Source organism: Streptomyces mirabilis (genome assembly GCF_018310535.1).
GTDB lineage: Bacteria > Actinomycetota > Actinomycetes > Streptomycetales > Streptomycetaceae > Streptomyces.
Genome location: NZ_CP074102.1, coordinates 1,112,118 through 1,134,205, shown reverse-complemented (window position 1 = coordinate 1,134,205; position 22,088 = coordinate 1,112,118). Strand labels below are relative to the sequence as shown.

Below are 22,088 nucleotides of genomic sequence, written 5' to 3'. Positions count from 1 at the left end.
TCGCATCCGCCCTGCGGCCCCGCGGTCCGGGTGGGACACCGCGCCGCACGCGGCACACCGAGCGGCGGGAGTGCTGGCACACATGTGTACATGCGGAGAACGTGTACCCGTTTCCCGAGGGCTCCGGAGGTACCGCACCGGCCGTGGAGAGAGGGGGAAGAGGCCCTGGGCCGGAACCGGTCATGTGTGATCTCGTGAGAGATGAGAGAGTCGGGCGGGTGAGCGAGACACCAGCAAACACCCTGCAATACCGCTTTGACGGGCCAGAAGACGCTCCTGTCCTGATCCTGGGCCCCTCGCTGGGAACCACCTGGCACAGGTAGGCGAAGCCGTCTTCTGGTGTCCATGTGGTCCAGGTCAGGAGCGTTTGACCGAGTTGGGTTCGTGCCGTCCAGGCGCGTCAACGGTGTTGGTGACACGGGCGTGACAGATGGTGCCCCCGTCGGTTGCTCCGGCAGGGGTCTTGGTCGCGGTGGTGGGGTGCGCGCCCAGCGGTCGGCGACAGGCAGCCGCGGACTCTCACCAGAGGGCGCCCTGCTCGGCTGATGGGCGAGCGGGGGGCGGCGTCGGTGCCAGGCGCACTCGGGTCTTGGTGTTGATGGTGCGAGGTTCCGTTGTCACGGTTCCTGCTGCACGTAGCTGTCGGATGGCCTCGATTACTTGGCCGGGCCGGTAGACGGTTTCCAGCAGGGTGTACCGCTTGAGCTCGGGGATGGTTCGCCCGTCGGGCGCTTCGGAGATGAAGTCGACCAGGATGCGTCGCAGCGGAGCCGTCTCAGGTTCCAGGTCGAGGTCCAGCATCTGCTGCTGGGTGTCCCTGGGATCGCGGTATCGGACGCCGTAGGAAGGGTCTACCTTCCACATGGCGTGTTTCATCTTCTCCAGTCCCAGTTAATGAAGAGTGGAGCAACTTCCAAGACCACTTCGACAAACGCAAAGTTGAACTCGGCTCCTGCGGACGCCCCTATGGCACGCCCTGCGCGCATGAGCACGCCCCGTTGACTGAACGAGCAGTGGGGATTGGGCAGTTCAGGGAGCGGATGCTGCGTGTGGTCGCTACGGTCACCGGTCGTGATGGACGATGCTCCCGAGCGGGATCTGGCGACGTTGGTGGTTCCTCGATGGGGCCGCCTGGTGGAGACCGGCGATCGGTACGAGCCGTATCGGCTCGTCGACCCGGACGGTGCGACCGTGGAAGCGGTCGCGGCCTACTTCCAGGAGTTGCTGGCGGGCGGGGAAGGCGCCGTCGACGGTCCGTTCCTACGGGATGGATGTGCTCCGGTGGTGGCGGTTCCTGCAGGCAGTGGGCGTTTCTTGGGAACAAGCGACCCGGGCGGAGGCCAGGGACTTCAGCCGCTGGATTCAGCTGGCGGTCAAGCCACAACGAGCGAAGTCTTCGGCTCGGCGGTCGGTACGAGCAGCCAACGCACCGAACGTCGTGACGGGGAAGCCGTCAGCTGGGCCCGGCTACGCCTTCGACCCGACACGGCCCAACGGGCACGGCTCGCCGACATCCGTGACAACCTGATCGCCCGCATCGCCGAGGCCGAGCGCGAAGGCTGGCTCGGCGAGGTGGAGGGCCTGCAGGTCAGCCTCGCCGGCGCCCAGGACAAGCTCGCGCAGCTCGATGCCGAGGCGACCCGCCGATCCAATACGGTCAGCCTCGGCATGCCGGCCCTCGGCCAGATCGCCCTCGGCAGGCGGGAGACGAAAGAGTCCTCTCCAACTGCTGACTAGGCCGCGGCCGGTAGTTCAGAGATCGGTCCCTGGCCTCACTCGGCGCGGCGTCCGACCCGCAGGACGCTCAGATAACGGCGTGATGCTCGATCGCCCATCCGCGTGCGGATGCGCTCGGCGATGGCGTCGAGAAGGGGCTCACGGACGTCGCGGTCGAGCCTCCGGTACAGCGACAACGAGCGAAGGTGATCGGCAAAGCCGTCCCCGTTGAACCACTGATCGGTTGGATACCAGCGCACGATCGTTGGGCCGAACAATCCCCCGGGATCGTCGACCAGGCCCCAACCCTCGTCAGTGGTGCGCACGTCGTCCTCCAGCGGCGGATGACCCCAGCCGGGGTTGCCGGGACAGAACCGCTCGTGCAGATCGGCGGTCTCGGCATACACCTCCGGTTCTCCCGGCCGACGGACAACGACGTGGCCGAGCAGCGCCATCCAACCCCCGGGAGAGAGCACGGCGTGCGCCCGCTGCCAGCCAATCGACGGGTCGACCCAGTGCCAAGACGATGCAGCCACGAGAACATCGAAGCGTCGACCGCGGTCGTCCCACTCCTCAAAGGTCGACGTCTCGACTTCGACGTTGTGAAAGGAGGCGATCCGCTGGCGAGCGAGTGCGGCCATGTCCGTGCCCGGCTCAACGGCGGTCACTGAGCATCCGAGCGCTGCCAGCGTGCGCGTCGCCTGACCGGTACCGCAGCCCACCTCCAGCACCGACGACCTGTCGTCCATGCCGGTGATGGCGACAAGGTCCGCGAACAGCTCGTCGGGGTATCCCGGCCGGACCCGGTCGTAGAGCTCCGGCACCTCGTTGAACACCCGGCCGAGGTCGTGTCGATTCGGGCGCATCTGCGGATCATCAGTCACGAACGCACAAGCTACGAGGCTCGTCCACGCAGAGCCACTGGTTTACCGGCAGCCGCTGACCCGCTGCCGACGGTAGTTCAGAGAAGCCTGCGTCCGATGCCCGATCCCCGGACGGGGAACTCATCGCCTCGGGCGGCCACGACGGCGTTTTGCACTGGTGGCATGGGGACGACGAACCTGCTGGAAACGTCGACGTGCGCTCTCCCATCCGCCACTTGGCCATCACCGAGGACGGCGTGGTGTTCGTCGCCACCGATGACCACCTGTTGGCGCTGCGGCTCTGAGTTCAGGCACCAGCCACCCCGGCCGGCACCATGGTCGGGTACTCGTCCCAGGTTCGGCCGTCCAGCACACGACCGCCGGCCTTCGGGGTGAGCCCCCGCCCCACCGCGCCGACATATGCAACTCCGGCCGTACGGGTCTGTTCGCGGCTGCCGCGGTCGGGATGGCGCCGCGGCGGCCCGGCCCGGTCGTCGTCGGTGCCGTTGTTGACGCCCGTGTCGTCGCTGGTCACTATGTGCGGCAGTGTGTACCCCCCGCTGTCGCCCATTGGGCCGAGGAGGCGGGGACGCTCACGACCCTGCGGGCCCGCAGGCGGGTGTACCTGCGCATGACGCAGATACTGCTGGGCAGCGGCTTCCACCACCTGGGGCATGATCTGCCCGAACGCCTCCATGGTCGGAACGCCCCTGGCGGCAGCGCGGGAGACCGCGCGCCCCTGGCCCAGAGTGACCGGCATGACCGTCTCCAGGGCGTGCGCCAGTTCCCCTTCGGCGCCTCGGCTCTCGGAGTCGTTCCGGTTAGTTCGAGGCCGGGGGGGCAAGCGCGCGGCTCACCCCCCGTCGTCGGCGAACGCGTCGGCCAACACAGAGCCGAGGGTGCCCAGCATCGAACGGACCTGCTCGGCGTCCTCGCCGCCCTCGGCGGGGGCAAGTTTCAGGCTCTTGTCGATGGCGATAGACGTAGCGGCGAGGATCTGCCGTTGGTCGGCGAACGCGGGCCGGTCGAGGGCCTGCTCGCTCCAAACGTTGTCCTTGCCACCGAATGCCCCGATGGTGCAGGGCTCGAACAGCTGCCGGTGCAGTCGCTCGGCCGACTCGTGCAGGGACTCGGCGAGTTGCTCCGGCGGGCAGCGAGGTCGACACAACGGGCCTCGGTCGCGGCGACCACTTCCGGCCCCCGCTCGAACGTCAACGGTGGGTCGAACGCGCCGGCTATCTTCGACACGGTCGAGCCGCTGCGCCCGATGATGCGGGCGATCTCGTTACGGCTCTTGCCCTGGGCGTGCAGTCGGCGGACCTGGTCGCGGTCGCGGTGGTCCATGGGGCGGGGCACGTCTCACCTCGATCACAGATCGACTCTGGGGCAACTGGTCAGAGGGCGCGGCCGTCAACATGTCAGGGTGGAAGTTGCAGAGCTGGTCTTGAAGTACATAGAAGCCCTGGCGTGGCCTCTCGTGACGGTCACCGTTGTGTGGGGCCTGCGTGGTCACATCCAAGGGGCCCTCACGCGCATGACCCGACTCGAAACTCCAGCGGGCGCGATTGAGTTCGCGACGGATGCCCGTGAGATGCGGCGAGAAGCGGAAGGACTAGCTCAGGCGCAGGCCACGTCAGGGCAAGAACCGCGCCCGACTCAGGATGAGGGTCCGAGGCTCGGAGTCTTTCAAGAGGCGTGGGACGTCGCCACTGCCTCACCCATCGGGGCGCTCATCTCGGCTTGGCTGGTGCTGGAAGAGATTTGCCGGACAACGCTTCAGCAGAAAGACGCCATGCCGGAGAGCAGGTATAGGCGTGATACCCCTCCGCTGCTCACTGAGCTGATCGCTGGACTAGAAGGCATTGGCCTCTCGTCGCGCGGTGTCGCGATCCTCAACGATCTGCGGCGTCTGAGGAATAAGGCGGTGCATGGCGAGGTGGTGACCCCGGCGGCAGCGCGTGACTTTGTCGAGACATGCCGTTTTGTGGCGCGCGAGGTCTACGGGTTGCGATAGACGCCATTGGTTCTTGAGTGTGACAGGCGATTGTCTTGTCGCGTCGGGAATCCAACGCCCCGTTGCACGGGGGATAGCAGCGGGGCGTCGAGTTGGGGTGTTTCCGGGCACGCCGAAGACGCCCCCAACATTAGGTCACGAAGCGATAACGACGCAAGTCTTCGGGTGGTCCTGCGCTACTCGGAAGGAGTCGGTAGTTCCGGCGGGGCGTCGACGCGCCAGTGCATGAGCTCCGGCACGGGCTCGTTGACGAACCAGAGCAGGTGCTGCCTGTCCCAGCGAGCTCCATGTTTCTTGGCATCTGCCTTGAGCTCGAACGGGACGCGTAGCCAGATGCGGTCACTGTTCCGTCTCGTGAGAACGGCCCGCGAACTTTCACGCAGGGACTCCCACGCCTCGGTGGCCATAGCGCTCACGATCGCGGTGCTTCCGGCAGCCGCCAGAGCGTGTAGGTCGTCGCCCTGCTCTTCGTCCTCTTCGCTCACTGCGCCTATCCACAGGTCGTAGAAGCGGGGTTGCTCCTCTTCAGGAGCCGTCCGGGGGTGCCTGGTGCCCAACACCTCAACTAGTGCGTCAACAACCTGCCATGAGGGGAGGCGCGTGCTGGAGAAGGCGTCGTAGACCGTGCTGCGGGAGATGCCGGCTCCCTTGAGTTCTTGCGTCATGACAGCGAGGGACGGCAACCCTGCGCCCCTGTGTAAGTCGTGAAGTGCAACGTTAAGTTGCGCATGACTGCCGCTCAGTTGCGGCTTCCGTAGTCTCCCGGACCGCCCCATCTCGCAGACTCTCCCCGTTCGAAACCGTTTGAATCCGTCCGGCAATCTTCGCAGGCATCCAGTTCCGTGGGGGTGCATTCGAAGTCATTGGCTGTCATTGGGAGGCGTCCGCCGCTTGGGGAGGCGGGGGCACGGTGGAGGCCGCTGCTCTCCCGCAGCGCTCACCTCTCATTTCTGGAGTGACCCGGATGGACAAGCGGCAACATGGGCGCGGCCGTCGACTGGTTCGCGTAGCCATGTTCGCAGTGGTGCGAGGAGTCGGAACGGCGATTGGTGGCCTGCTGGTCACCACGGTTACGTGGTGGTGCCAAACCCGGTGAGAGGGCCCCGGCACGGTTCGTCGGACGCTGCGCCCATCGTGTCTGACAGGCAGGGCGCAACGTCCGACGGCGACCGAGTCGACTACGCCCGCAGATGGCGGCCCGGCGGCGGGCCGGGCAACCTGCGCGAGGCGGGGCGCGGACGCGGCGCCGTGTCCGACGCGGCGTCATACCCGCTGGTTGCAGCGGTGCGCGGCACCTGCTGCTCCAGCTGGTAGGCAAGCAGCCGCAGCGCGGTGCCGTCCTGGCATACGCCGTTGGGTCTGCTGCAGGTTTGGGTGAGGTTGACCAACACCCGCCTCCAGGTCTACGAGGACCCGAAAGCGCTCCTGACCTGCAACCACGACGCGTTGCCGTGCCCATCGCACCAAGCGGCGCTGCCGAGGGAATCCGGCCCTCGCCGACGCCTGCACCGCCATCGCCCACGGCGATCTGGCGCATTGCCGCTGGCACCGTATGACCGCGCTCTACGTGCCACAAGGGCAGCGAATCGTCGAGGACTTCACCCTCGCTCTGCCACTTCGCGGCTGGGAGCGGGGCAGCGACTGGGGATACGACACGGGGACGCGTTCGTTCTTCGCGAGGCTGTACCGCAACGAGGCCGACTCGTCGGGCTCACCGACCGTATGGCTTTCGGGCACTGATCCCGACCTCGGCAACGTGGTCGCGCTCACGGATGCGTGCAGAAAGCGACCGGGGCGTCCCGGCAGGACGTCGTGGCAGCCCTGACCGCGGATCGGAAGTCACCCCGAGAACGCGCCGTGATCACCCAGGACTGGGAACCGGTCGGGTGTGACCGTCCCTGCCCGTGCGGCACCGCGGACTGTGGCCACGGCGCACCGTGTCCGAACGACGAGTGCAGCGGTCACGACGTCCATACGATGCGCAACGCTCGCACCGAAGCGGACGTGACAGCGTGGCAGGACCATTTCGACTGCTGCGAGGGCTGCTCCGGCAGCTTCCTGGACATCTCACTGCCGGAGCGTCCCTGGGGCGAGATGCACGACGGCGGCACCGTGACCGTGTACGTCGGGGTGTCCCACTACGAGCTCGGTGTCTACCCGTAGCCGCGTGTCGTCGTAGCGGACCAGTGCAGCGAGCCGGGGCCGGCGGGTGTCCGCGACCGAGTTGAACGGCGGGCCGGCTGGGCCCGGATGGCGTTCGCTGAGTGCGGCAGGTCAGCGGTGGCGCCAGGTTTGGCGCAGGCGCAGGACTTCGGTGGCCCAGTGGGCGGGAAGGTCTGGTTCGGGTATGCGTTCGCGGCCGAGGCTGAAGCGGACGTGGCGGTAGAGCCAGTGCAGCGAGGCGTCCGAGCTCGCGACGAGTGTGGACAGCAGCGGTTCACCGACTGGTGTCTCCCGGTCGACGGCGACCAGGAGTTCACCTTGGTCGTCCGGGTGCAGGTGCGGCAGCCCGCCCGCCATCCGCAGCCGCAGGTCACTCCACGTCAGAAGTGAGCCGCCGCCGCGCGCCGCGTCCTTGAGGACGTCCCGGGCGATGGCGGCCAGCTTGTCGATGGTCTCGATCGGCAGACGGTCCGGGGGAGACGGTGCGGTGGCCTTGGGGCCGGGGACGGCCTTGACCGGGTCCGCCGCGCGGGGTACGGCACGACGCGGCGCGCTCGAGGTGCGGGCCTTGAGCTGGCGCTTCCACCGCTTGACCTGAACCTCTTCGAGCACCGGTAGGCGCCGGTCCAACTGACGGCGCAGCGAGCTGATCTCGTCGAGGAATGCGGCGAGTTGCTCGGTGGCCAGGCCGTTGCCGGCACGGCCGAGTTCGGCGAGGACTTGACGGATACGGCGCAGGATCGGGTCCGTGTTCGGATCCTGTTCCTGGCACCACGCCTTCACCTCGCGCATCAACGGCGTGTAGGTGGCCCGGTCTTCGGGCGACAGACGCCGGCCGTAGATGGGTCCGGCCAAGTGGCGCGCGGTCTGGACCGCAGCAAGATCGCCGGCCTCCTGCGCGGCACGGATTTCCTTCACGAGCCAGGCGAACTCCGCTCGGGCTTCTGCGAAATCGGCAGACTCGGAAGGTGGCGCGCCGCTGGGTGACGGGTGGGTCGCCGACAGGGTGGCTCCGTCGTCTGGAGTCACCGATTCGCCGTTGACCTGGGCTTCCAGGCGGGTGAGCGCCGTGTGGAGGTCCTGCGGAAGGGGGCCGGGGCAGCGTCGTTTGAGAATCTTCGAGTGGGCCAGGGCACTGCGCAGGGCGAGAAGCGTGGGGGCGGGGCCGGCCGTCGCGAGGTCGGCGAACAAGGTGCGCAGCGCCGCGTGGGCGGCTGCTGCTTCACGGCTGTTGATCCAGGTCTGCAGGTCGGTGCGGAGCAGTAGGAGGTTCTGCCGTGGCTCACCGGACAGGCGATCCGTGGCGATCCGTGAGACGTCCTGGCGGATCCGTCTGGCCTCGTTCAGGTCGTCGGCATCACGGGCCTGCTTGAACAGCCGCGTCAGACAGGCGATGTCTGCTGTCGCCTGCGCCTGGAACGTGCGCTGGTCCTTCCCCGGCGAGACGGGGCTCTTCGCGGCGGCGGGCGGGACGGCGGGCGTGCTCTTCTTCGAGGGAGCAGACGCCGGCAGAGGGTGGCCAATGATGCGGTCGAGGTCGTCCAGGAGCCGCTCGCTCTCGCGTCGCCACGCGCGCAGCTCCTGCCTGCGTTGCCGGACCGTCTCGTAGAGCCGTTGGTGCTGTTCGCCGTCCTTGACCGTGGTGGTCAGGCGGGCGGCGCGACGGCCGGTGGCGTGGGGCAACGTGGCACGGCCCACGGCCAACTGGGCCTTGAGGATGATCAGTTGTTCCTGGGCGGCCCGCACTTCCGCGGGGCGGGGCGCCTCCGCAATGGCAGCCGATGCCGGTAGAGGAGGAGTACGGTGGCCGTACGCCGTATGCGCCGCGCGGATCTGCTCCTCGCTCCACCGGTACAGCGCGGACTCCGAGGCCGGGGCAGGGACTTGGAGCAGGCGCAGCACGGTGGCGAGATAGGACAGGGGACGGCCGGAGGGCGCGCGGACCAGGACGCACAACAGCGACCGGTTCCGATCTCGCGGCTTGTCGACCTCCACGAGGAGGTCCCGGCGCTTGGGATCGGGCAGGTGCGCAAGATCCAGGCCGACCCGCTCGGCCAGCTCTTTCCACGTGGTGGTGGCCCCCTCCCGCGCCACGTCTTCGAGAGCCCGCCGCAACAGTGTGGCGGTGCGGCTGCTCTGGGACTGCACCGGAACGGCGGGGGCCGGGGCGGGCCGCGTGGCGGGCTTCGGCGCGGGCAGGGGCTCGTCCAAGGCGACGGGGGGACGCCACAGGCCGGTACGTTCCGCGTCCAGGCCCTTGAGCTGGATGAGGCTGTCCGCGCGCACCGCCCAGCCGGTGTTCTCACCCGGCCGGTCGGCTTCGGTGACCAGCAGGCGCACCGAGCCCGCCAGCCGGTACACGTACTGCTCGGTGGGGCGGGGTGTGTCGTGGGGCAAGGAGAGCTGGGCCTTGAGGATCCGATGTCCGGCCGGTTTGATGAAGCCGGATATCAGGTACCGACCGCCCTCCACGAGGGGCGAGTCGGTGTCCGGCCGGGCCTCGCCGTCGATCGCGAAGACGATCTCGGCGCCGCGCAGCGGCAGGCTGCCGGCCACGGCGTCGTGGCGCGCGGCGCCCTCGCGGATCAGCCCGCGGTTACGCAGTTCGTCGAGGTCGGGGGTGATGAGGCCGTCGCCAGTCATCCGGCACTGCTCGAGCGGGGACCAGGCGACGGGGCGGTTCTCGGTGACGGTGCCGATCAGAACCCGGCGGCTGTTGCCGTCGGTTTCGCACCGCACCCGCAGGGCATAGCCGTAGCGGGCCGTCATATCCCGGGTGATGGCGCTCTCCAGCCCGAAGACCCACTCGACATGCCCTTCCTTGGCGGCCAGACTGTCCGCCGTTCCACGCCAGCTGCGGTAGTCGTTGGGCCGCAGCTCGAAGCGCAGGCGTTGATTCGTGGCACGCAGCACGAAGTCCACGGCATCCCCGGGGCCGTGCCCGAGGCTGCACAACTCGGCCTGCGCCGCGTGTCCCTGGCCCGCCAGCCACTGCGTCACGTGCGCCTTGACGAACAGATGATCGGCGCTGTCGACGCCGTTGGCCGTGCGATGACAAGCCGCCCGGCTTCCGTCGCGGTCCGGGAAATGGGAGAAGTGACAGACCTTCGTTTCGTAGCGCTTGGTCATCAGCCGCTCGCCGCAGCCACCGAGCAGGGTGCCGCACCAGAAGTCGTCCTTGCCGAACTGGCGGCGGAACTCATCCAGATTGTGCGGCTCCTCGGGCAGGATGACCGGCTGGTCTGAATCCCGGCCTCCCATGACCGCCGTCTGGACGAGACGGAAGTCGATCTGCGCCACCAGCAGTTCCTCCGAATACAGTCAGCACCCATCCACCCAAGGAGGCACATCCGGCGCGGATACCGCGCCCCGAAGCACCCCTGGAGCCTGCGCAGTCACACACGTCCCGAGGGCGCAGCGACGTCTTGGGCCACCCGATGAGATTATCTGTCGCGTCCGACAATGCGTCAGGTGTGGTGTGCATTGCCTCCGGGAAATTCCTTGGCGGGCTCCGGTGAGTTGTCTTGCGCGGTGCGTCGGCCTACCGGCTTCGATTCCGTATCGAGCACCCAACCTCGTGGAGGAGCTGGAGGAAGCCGACGAGGGAACTCGCGTAATAGTTCTGGGACTTGCGGCTGGCAGTTTACCCAGGATGAGGGTTCGAGGCCGCCCGTGCGATGGCCGGTGAGGGGCCGCTGGTAGGGCGGGCCACTGGGCTGTCCGTCAATGCCGGTCACGGGTGGACGAGGAGTCAACTCATCGTTACCCCGTCCAGAGCGGGTTCACTGCCGGTTCGGACGAAGTCTCCCGGGAGCGGTCGGGTCATGCGGTCGCACTGGGGGCAGTGGGACGGTTGCGTAGCACCGTTCGGGGCGGGGGTCTGACTCATGACACCTTTGACCGAAGTTTCTTGTCACAGACATGTCGACTGCCATTGCGGGCGGTGCCTGCTGTCACCGAGCCACAGGGCGTGTCCCAATAGCGCCTCTGTGTGTCAAGCGGCTTGAGCGAGGTGGTTTCGTTGATCTCGTTTCATGATCCGGTAGACCACGTTGGACAGGCGCCGTTTGAGGGCCCTGCGGGCCTCCGAAGGGGTCTTCCCCTCAGCGATCTTGCGGAGGTAGTAGTCCTGTCCGCGCCCGCCGTCGCGGATCTGGCAGACGGCGATGGTGTGCAGCACCGAGTTCAGCGCGCGGTTGCCGCCGGTGTTGAGCCGGTGGCGGACGTTGTTGCCGCTGGAGGCGTCCAGGGGGGCGCTGCCGGTGTAGCTGGCGAAGTGGTGCTCGGTGGGGAAGCGGCTGACGTCCCCGATGTGGCCGATGACCTTCGCGGCCAGCACGGTGCCCAGGCCCGGCAGCGTGGTCAGTGTGGTGCGGGTCGCGGCGACGGCCTCGCGCATCTCGGCCTCGTTGTCCTTGACCTGCCGGTCCAGGTGGCGCAGGTCGGCCAGCAGGTCACGGGCTATGTCACGGCGGCAGTTGTCGGTGGCCGTCACCGGCCGGATGCCCTTCATGACGGCAGCGGCCTTGTCGGCCGACAGCCCGGTGGGGGCACCGCCGGGCAGGAGATTGCGAAGGACGGCGTGCAGCCGGTTGAGGACGCGGGTGCGTTCGTGGACCAGGTCGTCTCGCCGTTCGGTCAGCAGTCGCAGGATGGTGGTCTGGTCTTCCCGCACGACGGGTCGCAGGTCGTGGCGGAAGAGGGCGACCTGGGCGACGTGGAGAGCGTCCTTGGCGTCGGTCTTGCGGTCTCCGCCGGTGGCCAGGAGCCGGGCCCGGGCCGACAGGGTGGAGGGCACGTCGACCACGTTCTCGCCCGCGGCGGCCAGCTGCTGGGCGAGCGAGCGGCCCAGGCCGCCGGCGCCCTCGACCGCGAAACGGCGCTCGGGCCACTGCTCGCACCAGCGCATCAGCTGGCGGAAGGTTCCGGCGTTGACGACGAACCGGCGCTGAGCCACCTGATGGCCTGCGGCGTCGACGGCGACGGCGGTGTGGGACGACTTGTGGGGATCGACACCGATCAGGATCACGGGCAGCCAGCCTTGCACTCGATGAGACAGCAACAAGAGTGCGGTGGGCACCCTGACTTGAAGTCATTGCGTCACCTTCACGCCTCTGTCGAGCCACACCGCGTGGGTGTCGGCCGGCGGCGGCACGCTATTGGAGAGCCAGCCCATGGGCGGCAAGGGGCACTGCGGGCCCGTGCCGACCGACACCCTGGACGCTACGGCTGCAGACCGCGCGTCTGGACTCGATTCAACAAGTCAGGGGCTTTGCCGTCTTTCAGGCGCCATCACGGTTCAGACCGCCCGACCGGCAGATGCCGGCCACCAGCACATCACCACGCGGGAGGCAGACCACCATGACGGGCCTTGCCTAATTAGGCGCCCCGCATACACGTCACCAGCGCCCTACCCGCCGGCGCCCCCGCCCTTCCGCAAGTGGGGGTGCTCAGCAGGCCCCAGCGGGGGTGAGTCGGAGCGTCATGATCTCGGCCAAGATGTCGTCGTGATCAGGACATGTCCGGTGTGGCGCCATTGCTTTCGCTTCTTTGTTCGAGAAGGTCTTGGGTGACCAGGTGCGGGACGTCAGGTCCGGTACCACCTGAATTCCGGGGGTTTGATTGATGGGTAGGACCTGGACGTGGCGGGGTAGTACGCGTGCACTGACGACGTTGACCGTGCTCGCTGTGGTGTCGGCCACGGCGTCCGCAGGGGCGAGCGCGGACGGCCGGGACGATCTGAAAGTGGAGTCGTATGTGCTCCCGGTCGGTGCTGCCACACCGTTACTGAAAGAGTTGCAGAGCGGGCAGGGTGTGCGGCAGCTGAGGGAACTCGCCGCGAAGGCGGAGCCGGGGGTGGGGCTGGCGCGGGAGACGGTGGGTCCGGCTGCCTCGTACGCGCCCATCTCCCGCAGAGCCTCGGGCACGGTACCGGCCTCGGAGGCTGCGGGGCCGGCCCGGGCTGGGGTCACGGCTCCGCAGCCGGCTCGGACGATGACGTTCGAGGAGTGCAAGAAGGGGCTGGGCAGCGACAAGAAATTCTTCGTGAAGTCCCGGTTCGCGGTGTGTGACGGGGCGTCGTTCCTGCAGACCTGGGTGCGCAACAGACAGGTTGTCGGCGAGAGCGCGTTCAACGTTCGTGTGGTCGGCACGATCGCGAAGAACAGCCGCACGATCGATTTCCAGTACTACTTCACCGACTTTGCGACGACCGGCACGACCGGCGCCGCGTCTATGCCGATCACGACGAAGGGCAACATCCCGCAGAGCTGGCCAGCCGGGGCGCACTACACCCGGGGCGGGAACGCGCCGGGCACGAAGACGTTCGCGGAGCTGAAGGCGCTTCGCACGTTCCATGAGACGGTGAACGCGAAGCCGGGGCAAGGCAGCGGCAACTCGGACCTGCTCTTCTCGGTGTACGAGCCGGCCATCAGCTACACGCCTCCGGCCCCGTGGACGCTGAGCGGGGACATGGGCGGCAAGCTGTTCATGCTCGCGCCCCGATGGGATGCCGCGTCGTACCTGGCCAACTCCACGGGCGGCGGCAACCCGGCGAAGAAGGGCGCGGCCACCTTCAGCTACATCACGACGCTCGTTCTGAGCGCGAAGCAGGGAGCCGAGGAACGAGCCGAGGCCGCGCACATCAGGACGGCGTTCATCAACCCGCAGGACACCAAACCGTACATGTCGGCGAAGAAGGTGCCCGGCCAGACAGTGGAGGACCCTCTGCACCGCACGGTGAGTGCCACCCGCAGGGACAACAACCGCAAGGCGGCAGTCAAGCAATGCAGACGATACTGGGGCGCCAACTACACCAACGGAGGCAAGGAGTGCGACGAGTACCCCTTCGCGACCACCTACGAGGGGGCCGCGGAACACGACTATGACCCCGAAGTCAGGAAATTCAACTTCTCGGTGAAGCCGATCCCGAAGGACGACAACCGGGCCGGCGGGAATCTCCTGCAAGGTTTCTACGGCAACAACCGCATCATCGACGGAGACAACGACGGCTTCATCGTGAAGATCGTCACCTGACCTGGTGTCACCAGTTGCCGAGGCGGGGCAGTGCCGGGCACTGCCCCGCCCCACTTCGCGTAATCAGGATCCAGCCGGCCAGAACTGGACGAGATAGCGCTCGACCCCCGTGCCGGTGCCCTCACCGTCGGACAGAGCAGCAGCCTCAGCCCGGCCCGCACAGCTCACCCGGACCTGCCACGTACCGCCGGAATCGGCCAGCGTGATGACATCGCGGGCTCGGCCCAGGCTCATAGACCACACCGCCACCTGGCCGCTGGTCGATTCGAAGTCGGCTTCGGCCTGCTCGTCCCAACCGGCTGGGTCTTGTGCGAGCGGCGGCCCGTCCCACACTTCGACCGTGACGGCGGCAGTGTGGGTGTGGCCACCGCTGGTGATGTCCAGCCGCCCCGGATGAGTGCTGAGGAATGTGTCGTAGTCGAAGTCGTCAGGGAACGGCACCGGCAGGTCCGCGTCATCGGACTCCTGCAACCCGAACGCGTTGTACCCCACATCCGCATCGATGTGCTGCTTGCGGACAAGCTCTGCCATGAGCGTCCCTTCGACGTCACGCACCACTGGTCATCACTAGGGATCGTAGATCCCGTCCCGTGCCTACCGCGCCCAGACAGCCGGTCGCCCGGACGCGGTTGGCTGGCGGCCTGGATCCTCAGAGTGGAAGCGCGGGCACTCGTTGGTGGGACGGTCGGCCCAAGACCGCCCCAGCCATGCCAAACCCTCGCTACGCTCCCCACCGCCAGGCCGTTGAGCAGGAGTAATGCAGAAGTCCGCCTGGAGTACTAGTACTCCAGCTGTTGATCGCGGTCTTGTGAGTGGCTGGCCTGGCGCAAGGCGCCGTGGAGTTAACTGTTCTCGCAGGCCCTGGCTTTGAACTCCGCTACGGGGACGGTGATTGCGGATTCATCGCCGTTGGCGGAGACGTCGTCGTAGCGGACGGTTCCCGGGGTGAGCCGGTCCCGGTCGGTCAGAGTGAAGGAGACGCTACTCGATGACCACGAGCTGTCCTTGGTCCAGCCGTAGAGGGCATAGGTGGTCTTGGCGGTGAGCGGTTTGAGGGATCTGGTCGCGGTCCAGCCGGCGGAAGGAGAATCGAGGGTCCAGGTGGCGAGACCGGCCGTGAGGGGTCGGTCGGCGGCCCATGATCCGACCGTCACCTCGCTGTCGACGTCGGTGCTGTCTACGTAGAGGGTCGCGCCATCGATCTGATGCCCGCAGACCATCATGACGCCGAGCAGATGGCCGTCGTCGGTCACGGAGATGCCAGCCACGGCATCGACGGCCACCGTGCACCCTGAGGTTGCGGCCAGGGCCACGCCGGCCGCGAAAGCGCCGACGAAGCGCCGGAACACCGGCCATGAAACGGTCGACTGCACAGTGATGGCGATTCTTGAAATCGGCCAGCCTGGATCTTCTTCCTCGGATGGTCCGGCTTTCATGCGACTGGGGATGGCCCAGATCAGCGATCGTGGAGCCTCGGCGAGATGTTGAGGGCCCGGCGACCGAAGGTCGCCGGGCCCTCATGGTCGGTGAGGGGCAGTCGGGATGGTGCGCGTGGTTCGACCTGACTGGCCCCCGTCTCTGCGTGATCGTTACTGTCCAGGGGATCATTGGTCATCGCCGGGCCCTGACGTGCTCGGAAGCCAGACTGGAGACCTGATGCCGGAGCTCATAGACCATCTTGAGAGCAGACTCGGGCGCATGCTCGGTGCCTGGTCCCCGCCCGCAGGCGCCCCGCAGGGCACTCCTCAGGTGGCGTGTTTCCGGGAGGGTCAGCTCTCGGGCGCCCAGGCGTTCGCGACGATCGGCCTGTCTCGTACTCCGTTGTGGGACCCGACTTCGGACCGTCACTTCCACTTGGAGCTGCTGGCCTGCGAGAACGCCAGCCGCACTACGGGCTATGGGCACTTTCCCGAGGTTCTGGAATACGTCGCCGGGCAGCTGGTGGCGAGCGGCCGGGCGATCCTGCGCGGCGACGTGCTTCCGCTTCCCGCTCCGCTGCCCGGTGGAGTCATGACGTGCCTCTATGCAGGGCTGCCTGTCTACTTCGACGACGACTTCTTCTCGGTCACCGTCGAGAACGGCAGTGATGTCGCCATCGTCTGGCTGATCCCCATCACGGCTGAGGAGACCGCCTTCATTCGCGAGAAGGGCTGGGAGGCATTCGAGGACGCACTGGTTCGCCAGGACCCCGATCTCCTCGACCCCGACCGTCCCCAACTCGATCTATGAGCCGGGGACGGATGGAGGGCCTGCTCAGGGCGTCCGCCTCAGTGGGACGACGTCGGTGCGGTGGTGGGGCATGGTCGGCCTCGCGGCCTCCGGGGTGGCCAGCAGCGCGACGATCGTGATCGGCTGCTGGCAGTGCGGGCAGTTCCGTGTCGCGGTCGGCTCCAGCGGGTCCCGGACCGGTGCCTGCTGCCGCGTGCTCGTGCGGGCCGGTGGCGGCGGTGGCGGCAACTCGATCCGGGTCGGCAGCGCGGGCGGTGCCATCTGGGCGAGGCGGCGGTCCCGCTCCTCGTTCAGGGCCTGGTCACGCACGCGTTCGGCCTCCTGGCGGCAGACCATCGAGCAGTAGATGGTGCGGACGGTTTTCGGTGCCTGGAAGGGGTTGTCGCAGACCGGACAGAGGCGGGCCTCTTTCTGTTCCTCGCTGCGACGGAAGGCGACCAGGAACTCGGCCGAGCAGAACTTCCTCTTCCGGCTCAGGTCGGTGGTGAACTCCTTGTCGCACTGCGGGCAGACCCGCTGCTTGGGCAGGTGCGCGCATCCTTTCTCGCGGCAGGCCGGCGAGCAGTATTTGCGGCGGCTGGCCGCTGAGTCGACCGTGAAACCGGCGCCGCACTCGGGGCAGGTGCGGTCGAATTCGCTTGCGGGGCTGGTGGGTTCAAGAGACACGGGCGTTCACTCCCTGACGAAGCGTCTCGGCGTGGCTTTGGTGGTGGCGGAGCCGGTAGGACGGGCCGTCGATCCCGACCACCGTGGCCCGGTGCAGGAGCCGGTCCAGCATCGCCGCGGCAACGGTCGCGTCCCCAAACGCCGAGGCCCAATCAGCAATGCCGACGTTGGTGCTCAAGATCGTGCTCGACTTCAGATACCTCTGGTTGATCACCTGGAACAGTGCGGAGGCGCCGTCCTCGGGCAGCGGGAGATAGCCGAGCTCGTCGATGATCAAAAGCCTGGGACCTGCGAAGAAGTTCATGCAGGTCTTCCACCGGCCATCGAGCGCGGCCTTGTGGCACTTGGCCGCGAGCTCGGCCGCGGTTGTCGGCGTACACGGATAAGAGGCCCTGGCAAGATTTCCGTGAAGCCGGGGTATGCCACCATGCGCCGGTGACGTTCCGTCACAGGTAGTGGCACTGTCAGCAAGTGTGACGACCTCGTAGGGATCACGGCTCCGCACCTCGATGCGGTGCGGGTGGAACGAGTGTGGGTAGCGGGCGGTGTGGTCCGCATTGCGGCCTGCACCGGCGAGTCGGCGGTGGCGTGTCCGGACTGCGGTCGCGGTTCTGCGCGGGTGCATAGTCGCTATGGCCGCACGCTGGCCGATGTCGCTGTCGGTGGACGCCCGGTGCTGATCGGGCTGTCGGTGAGGCGGTTGTTCTGCGACGGTCCGGGCTGCGGTCGGCGGACGTTCGCCGAGCAGGTCGAGGGGCTGACGGCGCGCTACCAGCGCCGCAGTCCACTGCTGCAGCACCTGGTGGAGATGGCCGGGGTGCTGCTCGCCGGCCGCGGCGGGGCCCGGCTCCTGCAGATACTGAAGGTGCCGCTGTCGCGGACCAGCGTGCTGTTCCACTTGATGCGCCTGCCGCTTCCGCCGGCACCGACCCCGCGGGTGCTGGGCGTGGACGACTTCGCGCTGTACGCAGACGTCTACGGAACCCTGCTGGTGGATGCCGATACCAGGCTGCCCATCGAGCTGTGGGCCGGGCGAGACGCCGGGCCGCTGGCCGCCTGGCTGCGGACCCACCCCGGTGTCGAGGTGGTCTGCCGGGACGGCTCGCTCATATACCGGCAGGGCATCGCCGAAGGCGCACCGGAAGCGGTGCAGGTCAGCGACCGCTTCCACCTGTGGCAGGGCCTGTCGAAGCGGGTCGGGGACATTGCCGCCGCCCATCGCGGCTGCCTGCCCGCCGCGATGGGGGACCCCGAACCCCCACCGCCATCGGCGAACTCGGCGGGACCGTCCGACAGTGACGACACCCCTGCCCGCCGTCATGCGAAACGACTGTTCGAGGCGGTGCACGCGGCGACCGACACCGGCCGCTCGCTCAACGCCGCAGCCCGCGAACTGGGCCTGAACCGACGCACCGTGGGCAAATACGCGCGAGCCGCCACCTGGCAGGAATGCGTTCGCCGTCCCCGGCCCCGTCGGCCAACCAGCCTCGACCCCTACCTGGAGTACTTGAGGCAGCGGTGGGAGGAGGGCGAGCACACCGCGACCGTGCTGCACCAGGAGATCGTCGCTAAGGGCTACCGCGGCAACTACCAGCGGGTCAAGATGGCCATCGCGCCGCTCCGCCGCGGCCTGCCGATCGACACCCCACGCGAGCGGCCGCCTTCGCCCCGCGAAGTCGCCCGCTGGATCACCACCGAGCCATCACGGCGCAGCCTCCACGCCACCGAGGCACTCCGACGGCTGCTCAAACGCTGCCCGGAGCTGGACCGCACCCACGACCTGGTGCGTCAGTTCGCCGCCATGCTCGACGCCCGCGACGCCACCTCTCTGCCTGGCTGGCTCGAAGAACTCGCCGCTTCCCATCTCCCAGCACTGGCCAGCTTGGCCAAGGCCATCCGCGAAGACCAGCACGCAGTAGTGCAGGGCATCACCACCCGGTTCAACTCCGGCGTCAACGAAGGCCGCATCACCGACCTGAAACTCCAGAAACGGATCATGGCTGGACGTGCGGGGGTGCGGTTGCTTCGCCACCGCGTCATCCTCATGGCCTCGCTCCGACGCCGCTACCTGTGACGGAACGTCACCGGCGCATGGTGGCACACCCCGGCTTCACGGAAATCTTGCCAGGGCCACTCACCCGTGTACGCCGACAGCGGTGGTGAAGTAAACGCGATGGCCGGCGTCGACCGCGGCCCTGCCGAGCGCGACCGACAGCATCGTCTTGCCCACCCCGGGCGGGCCGACGAACAACGCGTTGGAAGCGTCGTCGAGGAAGCGGAGGGTGGCCAGGTCCCGGATCAGCTTCTCGTCGACACCGGGCTGCGCGGAGAAGTCGAAATCCGCCAGCGTCCACGGCTCCGGCAGGCAGGCGAACCGCAAGCGTGCCGCCAACCGCCGGGCCTCGGTGGCCTCGACCTCGATCTCCAGCAGCCGCTCCAGCGCAGCCGTCATCGACAGGTTCTCCCCGCGGACCTGGTCCAGCACCCGCGGCAGCGCCTCGAAGGCGTCGTTGAGCTTCAGATAGGACAGGTGAGCCCGCAACTGCGCATAGCGGCGTGCTTCACTCATGTGGGCTGGTGATGTGCTCACTCGCTGGTTTCCTCCTCGGGCGTCGGGGCGGTCCGCAGCCGGTCGGCCACGGCGGCATAGGTGGACAGGTCGATCACGACCCGCTCGGCGGTCGAGCCGGTGGCCTGCCCGCGCAGGCGCTCGGCCTCGGCCAGCGCGGCCGCCGACGGCGGGCGGCGGACTTTCGACTTGCAGGGCGCCCGGTCGGTGAACGAGGCCAGCACCGCTCGCTCCAGCGCGATGACGTGCCCGGCGTCGCGGACGGTCTACCCGGCACCGTCGGGCGCCCGGTGGTGCTGGGCGATGACGGCCCGTCCGGCGGTGGCGATCCGCAGGCTGTCCTCGCCCAGCCGCATCGTGACGGTGACCTGGGCGCCGGGAAGTCCGGGCGGGACCGAGTAGTGGTTGCCACGGAACGCGACCAGGCCCTGCGGGGTGACGCAATCCTCGATGCTGCGCGGTCCGGTGGCGGTGCAGTTGGCTGCCTGCGCGGAACTGCCCTCGCAGACACGGCGGCGCTACTGGCTCCCCTCAGGGGTGGTCTCGCCCTTCTCTGCGTTGAGCACGACCGCAGCTTGCAGCAGCTCGTAGGCGTACCTCTCTGCTGCGTCCTTCATCCGCACGGGTGAAGGGAGGATCCACCAGATAGCGAGACAGGCAACGGCGGCGAGAAGGGCAAGGGCATTCACGAGCGTGAGCGCAGGCTGATGCTCGACGTTCGCGAGCCACAGCATGTATCCCAGGATACCGAGCACCACCAGGAGCGCGGTAATTCGTCCAGCCCATCGGATACCGTAGAGGTTCCGGTGGAAGCCATAACTTCGGTTCTCGGCACGCACGAGCGGAAACTTCGTTTCATCCCGGGTGATGCTCCGGATCTGGCCTATGGCAACCTCGATCGCCTCATCGGCTTTGGCCGTGTTTGTCCGCTCGCTACGGGCCGACGAAAGCTCGATCCCAGCCACGGATGACACGGCCTGCCGCCAGGTCTCCCGTTGCAGCGAGTTCTGTCCCTGTTGCCGTAGACGGAGCTTCTGGATGGTCGGGGAGCCGCCCCATGATGCCCAGAGCGTCTCCTGAACCTTCCGCCCTTGGTGACGCACGAGTTCAGCCAAGACGATCGGGCCGCCGGCCAGCGAGAGCGCGGTGAGAACCGATACAACAACCGGAGCCTTGCTGAGGCCAAGGACCGCCAGAGCAACGCTGACCGGCAGCAGGGCTAGGAGGCCGGGCGCAAGCCGCGCCCGGCGCTCGTAGTCGTCGAGCCACAGCACCTACGCGTCCCCGCTGTCTTCTACTTCGGTATGAAGTGGCTCGGGAGTTGAAGCACCGTACCCTTCACGAGGAGGTGCGTCGTAGGCGGAACACTTGGTCACTCCCGCAGTCAGGTGCACGGGATACCCCCGTCGGCGAAAAGCGTTCGTCGTCTTCTTCGCGGGGTGCTTGTGCTCTGGGTTCTTCTTGGGCACGGACGCGTAGGCAGATCCGATAACGACCGTCTGCCCCTTGGGTCCGAGTAGACGGTCAAGGAGCGACGGACTGACGTTGCGGCGGCTGCCATGGTGCGGAACCTGCACGAAATCAAGGCTCCCGGGCTGGAAGCCCTCGTCTTCGAGGACGTCGAGCGCTTGCCCGAGCGCGGGGATTCCAGCATCTCCGGTGAACAACAGCTTCCGGCCGTCGACCTCCAGGAGGCAGATGGCGCTGGTGTTGTTCTTGGCGGATGTCTCCCCGTCCTCGCTCAGCGTTTCTGTCCAGAGCGTCTCCGGCACCATTCTGGCAAGCATCTGCCGGATGGCGGCTTCCCAGCTCTTCTTGGCCTCCTGTAGGGAGTCGGGCTCGACGATCTCCGCCAGCAGCTCCCGGTAGTAGTCCTCGGTGGGCCCGAGGATACGGAGGACGCCGTCATCACTCGTCCAGTCCAGGAACGGTTCCTCGATGGGCACGCCCTGCGCCTTGGCGACTTCTTCAAGGTCCGTCGCACCCTGAAGCGAATCCCTCAGCTCGGTACGCAGCGACCGCGCGTTGTAGGAGAGGAGCATCTTGGACCGTGCCATGTCCGATGAATGGCTCCACGGCTGGTGCATAAGGAGCTTCTTGACGGTCATCTCCTCCAGGACCTTCCGCAACCCGTTGATGTGATCCCTGTCTGGGTGGGTTGAAACGGCAAGGTCAACGATGCCGGTGTCGTAGTGCGTGCGGATGTGCTCGACGAGCGCTTCGCCGGCGTCGAGGTAGCCGCCGTCGATCACGATCACGGTCTGCTCTTCTCGCGGACCGTGGAGGTTGCCATAACGAAGAGCGATGGCATCGCCACCGCTCGACTCCTCCCCGACGGGGAGGAAATCTATCTCGTAGCCCACTGAGGACCCGCCTGTCACACGTCGTTGTGTTCCGTGCGATTTTACCACTCACTGTGACTATGCTATGGGGACATAACTTTGGTCTCGCTAGCGCAAGTTGTTGCTTCTGTCGCAGTAAGTCCCACGGGTCAAGGGGGAGTCGGAGCACCCTGGTCAGTTACGAGACCGATGCTTCGTCAGGGGAATGGCGCATGGCCGCAAACTTCTCGGGCGTCAGGTCGTCCCACACCAAGCCGTGCGGACGCCTGCGGTTGGGGCAGTACCTCGGCCACCTTTCCACCCCGGCCTTCGGGCTGCAGGCCGCGACCCGTCGCAGGGATCACGGCCGCCTCCTGAGCACCGTGGGCTTCCTCCCCGTTGGGTTCACCACCCGCGCCGGGCAATTCGGAGCTCTTCGCCCCGCCGGTCAAGTGATACCGCTGGTCGATTCGGGCCTTCGTCTGCCGCGAGCGTGAGGAACGATACCCGGC

The 22,088-nt window shown here is 67.5% G+C and carries 24 protein-coding genes and 1 pseudogene; 8 read left to right on the top strand and 17 right to left on the bottom strand.

The window, feature by feature from the left end:
• Window positions 1–519 precede the first annotated feature (519 nt).
• Window positions 520–864, bottom strand: a complete 345-nt coding sequence (locus SMIR_RS05225) for a hypothetical protein (protein WP_249938371.1) — start codon at window positions 862–864, stop codon at window positions 520–522.
• Between the two features lie 217 nt (window positions 865–1,081).
• Between SMIR_RS05225 and SMIR_RS44555 the strand changes: the two genes are divergently transcribed.
• Window positions 1,082–1,528, top strand: a complete 447-nt coding sequence (locus SMIR_RS44555; protein WP_349636893.1) for a site-specific integrase — start codon at window positions 1,082–1,084, stop codon at window positions 1,526–1,528.
• Window positions 1,529–1,572: 44 nt separating this feature from the next.
• Window positions 1,573–1,737 carry a hypothetical protein gene (locus tag SMIR_RS05215; protein WP_249938370.1) on the top strand — a complete coding sequence of 55 codons (165 nt, stop codon included), beginning with the start codon at window positions 1,573–1,575 and terminating at the stop codon, window positions 1,735–1,737.
• A 35-nt stretch (window positions 1,738–1,772) separates the two neighbouring features.
• On the opposite strand, the gene SMIR_RS05210 is transcribed toward SMIR_RS05215, so the two are convergent.
• The 4 genes and pseudogenes from SMIR_RS05210 to SMIR_RS43300 form a co-directional block, all read right to left on the bottom strand.
• A complete protein-coding gene (locus SMIR_RS05210) occupies window positions 1,773–2,600 on the bottom strand; it encodes a class I SAM-dependent methyltransferase (RefSeq protein WP_249938369.1) in 828 nt (275 codons plus the stop codon).
• 286 nt (window positions 2,601–2,886) lie between these two features.
• Entirely contained in the window at window positions 2,887–3,423 is a 537-nt protein-coding gene (gene fsxC, locus SMIR_RS05205) for an FxsC protein (RefSeq protein WP_212726675.1), read from the bottom strand.
• 9 nt (window positions 3,424–3,432) lie between these two features.
• Window positions 3,433–3,747, bottom strand: a complete 315-nt coding sequence (locus SMIR_RS43305) for a hypothetical protein (protein ID WP_249938666.1) — start codon at window positions 3,745–3,747, stop codon at window positions 3,433–3,435.
• A 113-nt stretch (window positions 3,748–3,860) separates the two neighbouring features.
• Window positions 3,861–3,923 (bottom strand): annotated as a pseudogene (locus SMIR_RS43300) (hypothetical protein); the annotation flags it as partial.
• 79 nt (window positions 3,924–4,002) lie between these two features.
• Between SMIR_RS43300 and SMIR_RS05195 the strand changes: the two are divergent.
• The gene (locus tag SMIR_RS05195) at window positions 4,003–4,593 is read left to right on the top strand and encodes a hypothetical protein (protein WP_212726674.1); all 591 of its coding nucleotides are present in this window, start codon (window positions 4,003–4,005) and stop codon (window positions 4,591–4,593) included.
• 176 nt (window positions 4,594–4,769) lie between these two features.
• Here the strand turns inward: SMIR_RS05195 and SMIR_RS05190 are convergent, their stop codons facing one another.
• A complete protein-coding gene (locus tag SMIR_RS05190; protein WP_212726673.1) occupies window positions 4,770–5,258 on the bottom strand; it encodes a DUF5710 domain-containing protein in 489 nt (162 codons plus the stop codon).
• 469 nt (window positions 5,259–5,727) lie between these two features.
• On the opposite strand from SMIR_RS05190, the gene SMIR_RS05185 reads away from it, so the two are divergent.
• A complete protein-coding gene (locus tag SMIR_RS05185) occupies window positions 5,728–5,907 on the top strand; it encodes a hypothetical protein (RefSeq protein WP_212726672.1) in 180 nt (59 codons plus the stop codon).
• A gap of 690 nt (window positions 5,908–6,597) precedes the next feature.
• Window positions 6,598–6,756, top strand: a complete 159-nt coding sequence (locus SMIR_RS05180) for a hypothetical protein (RefSeq protein ID WP_212726671.1) — start codon at window positions 6,598–6,600, stop codon at window positions 6,754–6,756.
• Window positions 6,757–6,867: 111 nt separating this feature from the next.
• Here the strand turns inward: SMIR_RS05180 and SMIR_RS05175 are convergent, their stop codons facing one another.
• Both SMIR_RS05175 and SMIR_RS05170 read right to left on the bottom strand, forming a co-directional pair.
• The gene (locus SMIR_RS05175) at window positions 6,868–10,056 is read right to left on the bottom strand and encodes a hypothetical protein (protein WP_212726670.1); all 3,189 of its coding nucleotides are present in this window, start codon (window positions 10,054–10,056) and stop codon (window positions 6,868–6,870) included.
• Between the two features lie 694 nt (window positions 10,057–10,750).
• A complete protein-coding gene (locus SMIR_RS05170; protein ID WP_249938368.1) occupies window positions 10,751–11,785 on the bottom strand; it encodes an IS110 family RNA-guided transposase in 1,035 nt (344 codons plus the stop codon).
• A 650-nt stretch (window positions 11,786–12,435) separates the two neighbouring features.
• On the opposite strand from SMIR_RS05170, the gene SMIR_RS43295 reads away from it, so the two are divergent.
• Window positions 12,436–13,791 (top strand): NucA/NucB deoxyribonuclease domain-containing protein, encoded by a 1,356-nt coding sequence (locus tag SMIR_RS43295; RefSeq protein WP_249938611.1) that lies wholly within the window; start codon window positions 12,436–12,438, stop codon window positions 13,789–13,791.
• A 63-nt stretch (window positions 13,792–13,854) separates the two neighbouring features.
• Here SMIR_RS43295 and SMIR_RS05160 read toward each other — a convergent pair whose 3' ends face one another.
• Together SMIR_RS05160 and SMIR_RS05155 are read right to left on the bottom strand one after the other, a co-directional pair.
• Entirely contained in the window at window positions 13,855–14,322 is a 468-nt protein-coding gene (locus SMIR_RS05160) for a hypothetical protein (RefSeq protein ID WP_212726669.1), read from the bottom strand.
• A 311-nt stretch (window positions 14,323–14,633) separates the two neighbouring features.
• Window positions 14,634–15,227, bottom strand: a complete 594-nt coding sequence (locus SMIR_RS05155) for a hypothetical protein (RefSeq protein WP_249938367.1) — start codon at window positions 15,225–15,227, stop codon at window positions 14,634–14,636.
• Between the two features lie 220 nt (window positions 15,228–15,447).
• On the opposite strand from SMIR_RS05155, the gene SMIR_RS05150 reads away from it, so the two are divergent.
• Window positions 15,448–16,020, top strand: a complete 573-nt coding sequence (locus SMIR_RS05150; protein WP_212726668.1) for a suppressor of fused domain protein — start codon at window positions 15,448–15,450, stop codon at window positions 16,018–16,020.
• A gap of 24 nt (window positions 16,021–16,044) precedes the next feature.
• Here SMIR_RS05150 and SMIR_RS05145 read toward each other — a convergent pair whose 3' ends face one another.
• On the bottom strand, window positions 16,045–16,686 hold the full coding sequence (locus tag SMIR_RS05145; RefSeq protein WP_212726667.1) for a hypothetical protein: 642 nt from the start codon (window positions 16,684–16,686) through the stop codon (window positions 16,045–16,047).
• A complete protein-coding gene (locus SMIR_RS43290; RefSeq protein WP_249938366.1) occupies window positions 16,676–17,311 on the bottom strand; it encodes an ATP-binding protein in 636 nt (211 codons plus the stop codon). Before SMIR_RS43290 ends, SMIR_RS05145 begins: the two co-directional genes overlap by 11 nt.
• On the opposite strand from SMIR_RS43290, the gene SMIR_RS05135 reads away from it, so the two are divergent.
• A complete protein-coding gene (locus SMIR_RS05135) occupies window positions 17,201–18,760 on the top strand; it encodes an ISL3 family transposase (RefSeq protein ID WP_283959546.1) in 1,560 nt (519 codons plus the stop codon). The two genes, SMIR_RS43290 and SMIR_RS05135, sit on opposite strands and share 111 nt — an antisense overlap.
• Before the next feature lie 60 nt (window positions 18,761–18,820).
• Here the strand turns inward: SMIR_RS05135 and SMIR_RS05130 are convergent, their stop codons facing one another.
• The 5 genes from SMIR_RS05130 to SMIR_RS05115 all read right to left on the bottom strand — a co-directional run bounded on the left by SMIR_RS05130 (window position 18,821) and on the right by SMIR_RS05115 (window position 21,618).
• A complete protein-coding gene (locus tag SMIR_RS05130; RefSeq protein WP_249938364.1) occupies window positions 18,821–19,255 on the bottom strand; it encodes an ATP-binding protein in 435 nt (144 codons plus the stop codon).
• A gap of 17 nt (window positions 19,256–19,272) precedes the next feature.
• A complete protein-coding gene (locus tag SMIR_RS43285) occupies window positions 19,273–19,479 on the bottom strand; it encodes a hypothetical protein (protein ID WP_249938363.1) in 207 nt (68 codons plus the stop codon).
• Window positions 19,480–19,521: 42 nt separating this feature from the next.
• On the bottom strand, window positions 19,522–19,707 hold the full coding sequence (locus tag SMIR_RS44855) for a Mu transposase domain-containing protein (RefSeq protein ID WP_422664509.1): 186 nt from the start codon (window positions 19,705–19,707) through the stop codon (window positions 19,522–19,524).
• Window positions 19,708–19,773: 66 nt separating this feature from the next.
• Window positions 19,774–20,529 carry a hypothetical protein gene (locus SMIR_RS05120; protein WP_212726666.1) on the bottom strand — a complete coding sequence of 252 codons (756 nt, stop codon included), beginning with the start codon at window positions 20,527–20,529 and terminating at the stop codon, window positions 19,774–19,776.
• Window positions 20,530–21,618, bottom strand: a complete 1,089-nt coding sequence (locus SMIR_RS05115; protein ID WP_212726665.1) for a ComEC/Rec2 family competence protein — start codon at window positions 21,616–21,618, stop codon at window positions 20,530–20,532.
• Window positions 21,619–22,088: the final 470 nt, after the last annotated feature.

Coding starts and splice junctions, on each gene's coding strand:
- SMIR_RS05225 (WP_249938371.1), bottom strand. CDS start 864: ATGTGGAAGGTAGACCCTTCCTACGGCGTCCGATACCGCGATCCCAGG.
- SMIR_RS44555 (WP_349636893.1), top strand. CDS start 1,082: ATGCTCCCGAGCGGGATCTGGCGACGTTGGTGGTTCCTCGATGGGGCC.
- SMIR_RS05190 (WP_212726673.1), bottom strand. CDS start 5,258: ATGACGCAAGAACTCAAGGGAGCCGGCATCTCCCGCAGCACGGTCTAC.
- SMIR_RS05160 (WP_212726669.1), bottom strand. CDS start 14,322: ATGGCAGAGCTTGTCCGCAAGCAGCACATCGATGCGGATGTGGGGTAC.
- SMIR_RS05155 (WP_249938367.1), bottom strand. CDS start 15,227: ATGAAAGCCGGACCATCCGAGGAAGAAGATCCAGGCTGGCCGATTTCA.
- SMIR_RS05150 (WP_212726668.1), top strand. CDS start 15,448: ATGCCGGAGCTCATAGACCATCTTGAGAGCAGACTCGGGCGCATGCTC.
- SMIR_RS43290 (WP_249938366.1), bottom strand. CDS start 17,311: ATGCACCCGCGCAGAACCGCGACCGCAGTCCGGACACGCCACCGCCGA.
- SMIR_RS05130 (WP_249938364.1), bottom strand. CDS start 19,255: ATGAGTGAAGCACGCCGCTATGCGCAGTTGCGGGCTCACCTGTCCTAT.